Here is a 9,133-nt window from a genome sequence, read left to right on the forward strand (position 1 = left end):
ATTTATTCGGATACTTTTATTTCAAACGTTTTATTCCAATTTTTTCCGGTTACAAAAATGGTATTGGTTTTCTTGTTGAAGGCAATTCCGTTTAATACCTCAGCCTCTTTGTTGGTTACTTTGGCTCTTAAAGCAGATAAATCTATTACAGCTTCTACCGCACCGGTTTGAGGATTAATAACAGCTATAGCATCTTTTTGCCAAATATTACCGTAAATTTTGCCGTTAATCCATTCCAACTCATTAATACTTTTTATTTTACTGTCGTTGGTATACACGTTTATATAATCCGTCAGTTTCTGGGTTTCCGGATCCATGGTCCAAATTTTCTCAGTTCCGTCAGATTGGTAAATATTTTTGCCATCGTTGGTCATTCCCCAGCCTTCGATTTTTTTGTCAAATCGGAACGTTTTAATCTTCTTTAGAGTATTGGCATCGTATACAAAACCTTCTTCGTTTTGCCAGGTTAATTGGTAAACTTTGTCATTAATCACAGTAATGCCTTCGCCAAAATACTGCTGATCGATACTAACTTTTTTATAGGCTTTTCCGGTTTTATAATCAATTTTGGCAAAATATGATTTTCCGTTTTGTCCGGTACTTTCCATCAGAGTGTCGCGGTAAAACTCAAAACCTTCTGTGAAGGCTTCCACATCGTGGTCGTAGGTGTTTACGACGGTATATTTAAATAATTTCGGAGCGACAGCGGCTGCCACCTCAATACGTGATTTTATAGAAACGGTATCTCCTTCAAAATAAACTAAAGCCTTCAGGTTTTGATATCCTAATTTTTTTCCGCTCAAATCAAAAGCATATTTATTATTTCCCTTTACGGTAGCCAGTTTGTTGTCGTTGGCAAAATAAACTACACTGTCTATGGTTTTGTTTTTACCGTTGATAAGTGACAAATCTACCTTATCTGTAGCTTGAAATAAGGGTTTGAAATGGGTTTCATCAATACTGAAATAGTCTTCCTTTTCTTTTTGACTGTCGCCGCAACCAACCATGTGTAAGGCTAATAAAATGGTTATTAGCAGATTATAATTTTTCATTCGCAAAGTTTAATTTTTCACTCACAAATATATTTATAAAGGACTTAATTTCTTGCAAAAAATGAAAAAGATTGTATATTTGCAGCGGCAAGTCCTACACGACCAGCTCCTGCAAAATCCTCCAGGATGGGAACATAGCAAAGGTATGTGGTTGAGCGGTGCGATGTAGGTCGCTTGCCATTTTTTTAAAATTGGGTCCCGAAATTTATCGGGATTTTTTATTTTTATACCCTATGGTTGTAAAATGGCAAATAGTAACGTTCAATCTCAAAGAAACCTTTGCCATTGCATATGGGAATTACTCATTCCGCGAAGCCTTGATTGTGTCGTTGGAAGCTCATGGGAAAAAAGGTTTTGGCGAATGCACGGCCATAGATTACTACCACATCAATCTTTCCGATTTTGAGTTGATTTTAAAAAGAATTCAAACTCAAATCGAACAGCATAAAATAGTTCATCCTAATGATTTTTATGCGTTTTTGTCAACTCTTGAACTGCCTTCTTTTTTAAGGTCAGCACTTGATTGCGCTTACTGGGATTTATTTGGAAAATTAGAACGCCAAAGTTTTTTTGAACTGAATAATATTAATTACAGTCAATTGCCACAATCGTCAATCACCATCAGCGTCGATTCGGTAGAAAACCAAATTAAAAAAATCAATCAATCGGCCTGGAGTAAATTCAAAGTCAAATGCAATCATTTTGATCAGGATGCGGTAACAAAGTTGTTGCAACTGGATCAATCGTTGGCTTTAGATTCTAACGGGAGTTTTACTGCCGCTGAATGTCTTTCGCTGGAAAACTATGAAATGATTTCCAAATTCACTTATTTGGAGCAACCCATGAAGCCTGGTTCTGAACATTTTAAGGTGCTGCATGCGGATCATTACGCCAATTGGATGGCTGATGAAGACTGTCAGGACATTTCGGTTTTGAAAGAGTTGCAACCTCATTATAAAAGCATCAATGTTAAGTTGGTCAAATGCGGCGGATTGACTCCGGCATTAGAGTTAATAGCCAAAGCCCGTAAACTTGGTTTCAAAATCATGATTGGCTGTATGACCGAATCAACGGTGGGCATTTCGGCAGGAGCTGTCTTAGCACCTTTGTGTGATTATGCCGATTTAGACGGAGCGAATTTGATCAGTAATGATATTGCCAAAGGAACTGAAATTGTGAACGGTACAATTCATTTAAGAGAAAAGCCCGGTTTGGGTATTAAAATTGGGTAACGTCGGGGTGTTTTTTTATCTTTAGCGGCTGATTAGACAAATGATTATTTGTCTTTTTAATTCTTTTTTTATAATTAAAGAACATGAAATTCCATCACATTACCCCAATAATTTGGACAGAACAGTTGCAGGAAACCATTGATTTTTACTGCAATGTTTTAGGTTTTCGTTGTGGCGAATGCAGCGATGAGTGGCAATGGGCGGCTTTGTTTAATGATGAATGCGAGTTGATGATTGCCAAGCCCAACGAGCACACGCCGTTTGAAAAGCCTGCTTTTACCGGCTCATTCTACATCAAAGTTGATGATGTGGAAACGCTTTGGAATCAGTTAAGACATGACGTAAATGTTGTTTATGAATTGGAAACCTTTGATTGGGGCATGCGCGAGTTTGCCATTTATGATAATAACGGCTACATGTTACAATTTGGGCAAGATATAAATAAATAAAATAAACAAAAACAGTCTTTCGTCTATTCATCTGTTATCTATCATCTTTAAATTAAATATATGAGTAAAGTAGTTTTAATAACCGGAGGTTCTTCGGGAATAGGCAAGGCCATAGGAGAGTTCTTGTTTCACAAAGGATTTACGGTATATGGCACCAGCCGGAATCCGGATAAAATTACCAATTCGTTATTTCCTTTGATTGCTTTAGATGTTCGCAATGCAGAGAGCATTAAACAGGCCGTGCAGCAGGTAATTTCAAGATCAAAGCGCATTGATGTAGTGATTAACAATGCTGGGGTTGGGATTACCGGTCCCATAGAAGAAATTCCGACAGCAGAAATCAAAAACAACTTTGAAACGAATTTCTTTGGTCCTATAGAAGTCATAAAAGCGGTGTTGCCTCAAATGAGGGAGCAAAATTCAGGGTTAATCATTAATATTACATCCATTGCCGGTTACATGGGGTTGCCATACCGCGGCATTTATTCGGCTTCAAAAGGAGCATTAGAGATTGTAGCGGAAGCCATAAGTATGGAAGTGAAAAACTTTGGTATTAAGGTGGTAAATGTGGCTCCCGGTGATTTTGCAACTAATATAGCTTCAGGACGCTACCATGCGCCCGTGATAACAGGCTCTGCTTATGAAACACCTTACGGCAATACGCTGAAGCAAATGAACGAGCATGTTGACAGTGGCAGTAACCCCGATGAAATGGCAGCAGCTATTTATCAAATCATTAACGAAAAGAATCCCAAACTGCACTATAAAGTCGGACTGTTTATGCAAAAATTTTCGATAGTGCTGAAACGTATTTTGCCCGACAGAATCTATGAAAGTATGTTGATGAATCATTATAAATTGTAACAAATTTTTACAATCAGGTCCTTACTTTGTCATTGAATATGTAACTTTGCATCAAAATAAGAACACACAACTTTTTAATATATATAACAATTACGGTATGAAATTTTTTATTGACACTGCCAATTTAAACGAAATCAGAGAAGCGCAAAGTCTTGGAGTTCTTGATGGCGTTACAACTAATCCTTCGTTGATGGCTAAAGAAGGAATCACAGGAAAAAATAACATCCTGAAACACTACGTTGACATCTGTAACATTGTAGACGGTGATGTAAGTGCCGAAGTTATTGCAACTGATTACGAAGGCATGATCAGAGAAGGCGAGGAGTTGGCTGATTTGCACGAACAAATTGTAGTGAAATTACCCATGACTAAAGACGGTGTAAGAGCTTGTAAATACTTTTCAGATAAAGGAATAAAAACCAACGTAACTTTGGTATTCTCTGCCGGTCAGGCTTTGTTGGCTGCCAAAGCAGGTGCTACATACGTTTCTCCGTTCCTAGGAAGATTAGACGATATTTCAACTGACGGTTTAGCCTTGATTCAGGAAATTCGTGATATTTATGACAATTACGCCTTTGAAACAGAGATTTTGGCCGCTTCCATCCGACACACGATGCACGTGGTAAACTGTGCTAAAATTGGTGCCGATGTAATGACCGGTCCGTTATCTTCTATTTTAGGATTGTTAAAGCATCCGTTAACCGATATTGGTTTGGCTCAGTTCTTGGCTGATTATGCTAAAGGGAATCAATAAGTGTTAACCACCCAAATAAAAAAAGCGTCTCGATTTTCGGGACGCTTTTTTTATCTAATAATCTAATAATCTGAAAATCTGAAAATCTGAAAATCTACTTCAATTCGTCTTCAAAATTAGATTCAAATACATTGGTAAATGCATTCTTTATTAAACCTTTATCATCAAGAATGATCGTTCGGTGTACTTTAGTAATTACCCATTTTGATTTTAAATCTTCAAAATCTCCACAGCGCAATTCGGTAATTCCGTCAAAATTGTAGTTGCCCATCATCTTTGTCCAGGCTTCCTGCGAATCGTTCAGATTAATGGCTACAAACTGGTAATCCGGATATTTTTTGTGAAGCGCCAGTATTTTTTTATGAACGGCTTCAAAGTGTGACATCGCATTTTCTGACCAAAAGAAAATAACCGTCTTTTGATTGGCAAAACTCGAAGATGAGATAGTTTCTCCTTTGTTGTCTATTAATGAAACATTAGGTAATTTATTACCTACAGTCAGTAATTGTATAGCATCGCCAATTTTCAGGATTTCATTTTTCTGGCTTTTATCAGTGGAGTACTTGTGGTAGGTTTCCAAAAAGGCTTTGTTGTTTACCATGTTTTGATCTTCCAAAAGATAGGTAAATGCTATGTTGTTGAGAATAATATTTTTTACCTTCTCATTCTTAATTAGAGTGTCGGCTATATTCAGTTTGTTGATGTTTGTTTTTAAAGCCAAGTCAACTTCTGAAAAATGATTATGGTAATTGATAGCGCCCATATTATTAAGCATGTGCGACAAATACATGACAAAAGGGGAGTAATAGGATAGGGCTACGTTGTTGCAATTCACTTTTTTACGGAAATCATAAAAATCACTTGGAATTTTTTCAAAAACGTCATTACCGGTTCTGATTTTGTGAATTACAGGATAAAGCTCTTTTCTCGAATAATAAGGGAAGTCTACCGATGCCTTGGCGTAAACATCAAACTCATCACTCCATTTAATTTCTTCTTTTTTGGCGGTGTAGAACTTCTTAGCCTCTTGGTAGGAAGAATCTATGGTGTGCGTAAATTTATCAATATCGTAATCAAACACTTCAAACAAATTGTTTTTTTCTTTCTCATTTCGCAAGTACTGCTCCATCAAAAAGTTATTTTTTTGATCGCCCCGACCGCAAAAAACCACAGAAGCATCAAAGTCTTTTGAATTGACACGTACCATGATGCTATCGTTTTTGTCAAAGTAAACGTATTGGTATTCGGGTTCGTGTTTGAAGGTGTAAAGTCCGGGCGATAGCGAATCGAACTGAATGAAGAATCGGTTGTTTTTGTCTAGTTTCAAAGTATCAATCACCTCATTGTCTTTGCAAAACAATACATATCGATTGTTCGGATTGACTACTTCACCACCAAAATAAGCCACGTAGTCATTGCTTTTAAATTCATTTTTACACGAACAGCAAAGGACGAATAAAGGAAAGAGTATGCTAAAACTTTTTATATTTTTAAGCGTAACCATGTTTTCGAAACTAGTAAACAAAAATAACCTGACGAATTGGATTTTACTGTTAATCATTAGTTAAATGTAAAGCGCCGTAAATATGCTGTTTTATTGTTAATTATCCAATCTTTTTTTACGATGTTATATTTCGGTTTTTAATTCGATGACGAACAGTGTTTGATATAAAAAAACTGAATACTATTTTACCAAAGACTGAACACTATTCACTACTTTTGCACCAAATTTAAATAAAGGACAATTCATGCTTACAGTTTCTAATTTATCGGTACAATTTGGTAAACGAGTTTTATTCGATGAAGTAAATACAACCTTCACTCAGGGCAACTGCTACGGTGTTATTGGTGCTAACGGTGCCGGAAAATCAACGTTTCTCAAAATATTAGCCGGAGAAATCGAACCTACATCCGGAAGGGTAATCTTAGAGCCCGGAAAACGCATGTCGGTACTGAACCAAAATCACAACATGTTTGACGATCATACTGTTTTAGAAACCGTGATGATGGGAAACAAAGTATTGTTTGCTGTAAAATCGGAAATGGATGCATTATATGCGGATTACGATGATAAAAATGCAGACAGAATAGGCGAGTTGCAGGTACAGTTTGAAGAAATGAACGGTTGGAATGCCGAGTCTGATGCCGGAGCATTGCTTTCGAATTTGGGAATTTCTTCAGATATGCATTATACTTTGATGAGTGAAATGGAAGGAAAGATGAAAGTTCGTGTGTTATTGGCACAGGCACTTTTCGGAAACCCCGATGTGCTGGTAATGGATGAGCCGACCAATGATTTGGATTTTGAAACCATCACTTGGTTAGAGAATTTTTTAGCTAATTATGACAATACTGTAATAGTAGTATCGCACGATCGTCACTTTTTAGATTCGGTTTGTACTCATATTTCGGATATCGACTTCGGAAAAATCAATCACTATTCAGGAAACTATACGTTTTGGTATGAGTCCAGTCAGTTAGCGGCCCGTCAAAAAGCCCAACAAAACAAAAAAGCTGAAGAAAAGAAAGCTGAATTAGAAGAATTTATTCGTCGTTTCAGTGCCAACGTGGCCAAGTCTAAGCAGGCAACTTCACGTAAAAAAATGATTGAGAAATTGAATTTAGACGAAATAAAACCGTCAAGCCGCAGATATCCGGCCATCATTTTTGATACCGAAAGAGAAGCTGGCGATCAAATTTTACACGTACAAAACTTGGCAGCTTCTGTTGATGGTGAGGTTTTGTTTAAGAATGTAGATTTAAACATGGCCAAAGGCGATAAAGTAGTGGTCTTTTCTAAAGATTCCAGAGCTACCACTGCTTTTTATGAAATATTAAACGACAAACTAAAAGCCGATGCCGGAACATTTGATTGGGGAATCACGACCACGCAATCCTATTTGCCCAATGATAACAGTGAGTTCTTTACCAATCCTGATTTGAACTTGGTCGACTGGTTACGCCAATGGGCCAAAACCGAAGAAGAGCGTGATGAAGTTTATGTTCGTGGATTTTTAGGGAAAATGATTTTCTCGGGAGAAGAGGCGCTGAAAAAATGTACGGTATTATCAGGAGGCGAAAAAGTACGTTGTATGCTGTCGCGCATGATGATGATTCGCGCCAATGTGTTGATGTTAGATGAGCCAACCAACCACCTTGATTTGGAGTCGATTACAGCGTTTAACAATTCGCTTAAAAACTTCAAAGGTTCGGTATTGTTTACCACGCATGACCATGAGTTTGCCCAAACCGTTGCCAACCGTGTATTGGAAATCACACCCAACGGGGTAATTGACAGATACATGACTTTTGATGAATACCTGGAGGATGATAAAATTCAGGAAATGAGAAAGAAAATGTATTCATAACAGACATTAGAAACCGCCTAATAGGCGGTTTTTAAATTAGTAAAGTTCTAAATCATATTACAGGAAACTCTATCGGATTGCTGTTTTATGCACTAGATAGTAGGCAAAACGATTTCTTTCGGTTAAAAACACTGTTTTTTCGTAAAGAAAGTGTGAAGTTGTACAATAAACCAACACACGAACGTAGCAATTGCCGAAGGAATTTTTTAAAAACGCTGTTGGTGGGAGTTATTTTTCTTTGAGGTATATATGTCTTATTTTTCCCTTTCCAGTTTCTCTTTCATCGATTTCAAACTTATTGATGTCTTTAATCAAAGGTAAAAGTTTAGGAAATCCATAGTTTCTTGAATCAAAATCAGGTTTCATTTTAAGAATATAACTTCCTAAATTGCCCAAAAATGCCCAACCACTTTCATCCGCTAAATCATTAACGCTGTCTGTTATAAGCTTGATTGTTTTTGAATCTACTTTGCTGAGTGGTTCTTCTTTTCGTTTCGGTTTTGTGGTTCGCTTTTTAGAATCATCGGTTTCTACAACGACCGCTTTCAGAATTTCCAAATAAATAAATTTATCACAAGCAGAAATAAAAGGTTGCGGAGTTTTTCTTTCTCCGAATCCTATCACTGTCATTCCTGCTTCTCGAAGTCTTGTGGCCAATCTTGTAAAATCACTGTCACTTGATACTATGCAAAAGCCATTCACTTTTTCAGAATAAAGTATATCCATTGCATCGATGATCATTGCACTGTCACTTGAGTTCTTTCCGGTTGTATAACTGTATTGTTGAATTGGCGTTATAGCATTTTCCAAAAGAACATTTTTCCATCCGGAAACAGTCGGTTTAGTCCAATCAGCATATATTCTTTTTATAGTTGGAGTTCCGTTCTTAGAAATCTCTTCCAACATTTCTTTTACATTTGTGTATGATACATTATCTGCATCAATTAATACTGCAAGTTTATCTTCTATCATATTTGTTTTGTCTTTGATTATATGGCTGTGCATAATTACCGACAACGTCGTGCTGCGGATAACGAAACTATTTCTTTCGGTTAAAGATACTGTTTTTTATAAAGAAAAGTGTGAAGTAATACAGTAAACCAGCTATTGCATAAAACCGCCTTAAGTTTACAATTTCTAAATTTATACATTAATCAGAAAGAACAAAAGAGAGGAGTAAGGTTTTCGATAACCGCAGGAACTTCAGATTCCGTTAACAGTGATAATCCCCTCTCTTTTCTACTTTTATTTCGTACAGTTCTGTGAGAGTTGGATCTCGTTTTTAAGGTGATGAAACACAAGTAGATTGTCCTTTCCAAAATTATTTTCTTATGGATAAAGATAAAAAAACATTTGGTATTGACATCAGTAAAGCCACATTTGATGTTATGGATTGTTCGGGTAATTATTATCA

General features: G+C 36.7%; 8 protein-coding genes and 1 other RNA gene. 6 read left to right on the plus strand and 3 right to left on the minus strand.

Annotation, left to right across the window (positions count from 1 at the left end):
* Window positions 1-2: 2 nt before the first annotated feature.
* Entirely contained in the window at window positions 3-1,052 is a 1,050-nt protein-coding gene (locus EZL74_RS05540; protein WP_131475603.1) for a glutaminyl-peptide cyclotransferase, read from the minus strand.
* Between the two features lie 85 nt (window positions 1,053-1,137).
* Here EZL74_RS05540 and ffs point away from each other — a divergent pair.
* The 5 genes from ffs to fsa all read left to right on the plus strand — a co-directional run bounded on the left by ffs (window position 1,138) and on the right by fsa (window position 4,351).
* An RNA gene (ffs, locus tag EZL74_RS05545) (signal recognition particle sRNA small type) lies at window positions 1,138-1,235 on the plus strand.
* Window positions 1,236-1,285: 50 nt separating this feature from the next.
* Window positions 1,286-2,284 carry an enolase C-terminal domain-like protein gene (locus tag EZL74_RS05550; RefSeq protein WP_131475604.1) on the plus strand — a complete coding sequence of 333 codons (999 nt, stop codon included), beginning with the start codon at window positions 1,286-1,288 and terminating at the stop codon, window positions 2,282-2,284.
* An 83-nt stretch (window positions 2,285-2,367) separates the two neighbouring features.
* The gene (locus EZL74_RS05555; RefSeq protein ID WP_131475605.1) at window positions 2,368-2,733 is read left to right on the plus strand and encodes a VOC family protein; all 366 of its coding nucleotides are present in this window, start codon (window positions 2,368-2,370) and stop codon (window positions 2,731-2,733) included.
* A 60-nt stretch (window positions 2,734-2,793) separates the two neighbouring features.
* A complete protein-coding gene (locus EZL74_RS05560) occupies window positions 2,794-3,597 on the plus strand; it encodes an SDR family oxidoreductase (protein WP_131475606.1) in 804 nt (267 codons plus the stop codon).
* A gap of 97 nt (window positions 3,598-3,694) precedes the next feature.
* The gene (gene fsa, locus EZL74_RS05565; protein WP_131475607.1) at window positions 3,695-4,351 is read left to right on the plus strand and encodes a fructose-6-phosphate aldolase; all 657 of its coding nucleotides are present in this window, start codon (window positions 3,695-3,697) and stop codon (window positions 4,349-4,351) included.
* A gap of 94 nt (window positions 4,352-4,445) precedes the next feature.
* On the opposite strand, the gene EZL74_RS05570 is transcribed toward fsa, so the two are convergent.
* On the minus strand, window positions 4,446-5,855 hold the full coding sequence (locus EZL74_RS05570) for a TlpA family protein disulfide reductase (protein ID WP_161971701.1): 1,410 nt from the start codon (window positions 5,853-5,855) through the stop codon (window positions 4,446-4,448).
* A 244-nt stretch (window positions 5,856-6,099) separates the two neighbouring features.
* Here EZL74_RS05570 and EZL74_RS05575 point away from each other — a divergent pair, with 244 nt between their 5' ends.
* Window positions 6,100-7,719, plus strand: coding sequence for an ABC-F family ATP-binding cassette domain-containing protein (locus EZL74_RS05575; protein ID WP_131475609.1), 1,620 nt, complete (start codon window positions 6,100-6,102; stop codon window positions 7,717-7,719).
* Between the two features lie 228 nt (window positions 7,720-7,947).
* Here EZL74_RS05575 and EZL74_RS05580 read toward each other — a convergent pair whose 3' ends face one another.
* Window positions 7,948-8,691 carry an NYN domain-containing protein gene (locus tag EZL74_RS05580; protein WP_131475610.1) on the minus strand — a complete coding sequence of 248 codons (744 nt, stop codon included), beginning with the start codon at window positions 8,689-8,691 and terminating at the stop codon, window positions 7,948-7,950.
* Window positions 8,692-9,133: the final 442 nt, after the last annotated feature.

It is taken from the genome of Flavobacterium silvisoli (assembly GCF_004329815.1).
Lineage (GTDB): Bacteria > Bacteroidota > Bacteroidia > Flavobacteriales > Flavobacteriaceae > Flavobacterium > Flavobacterium silvisoli.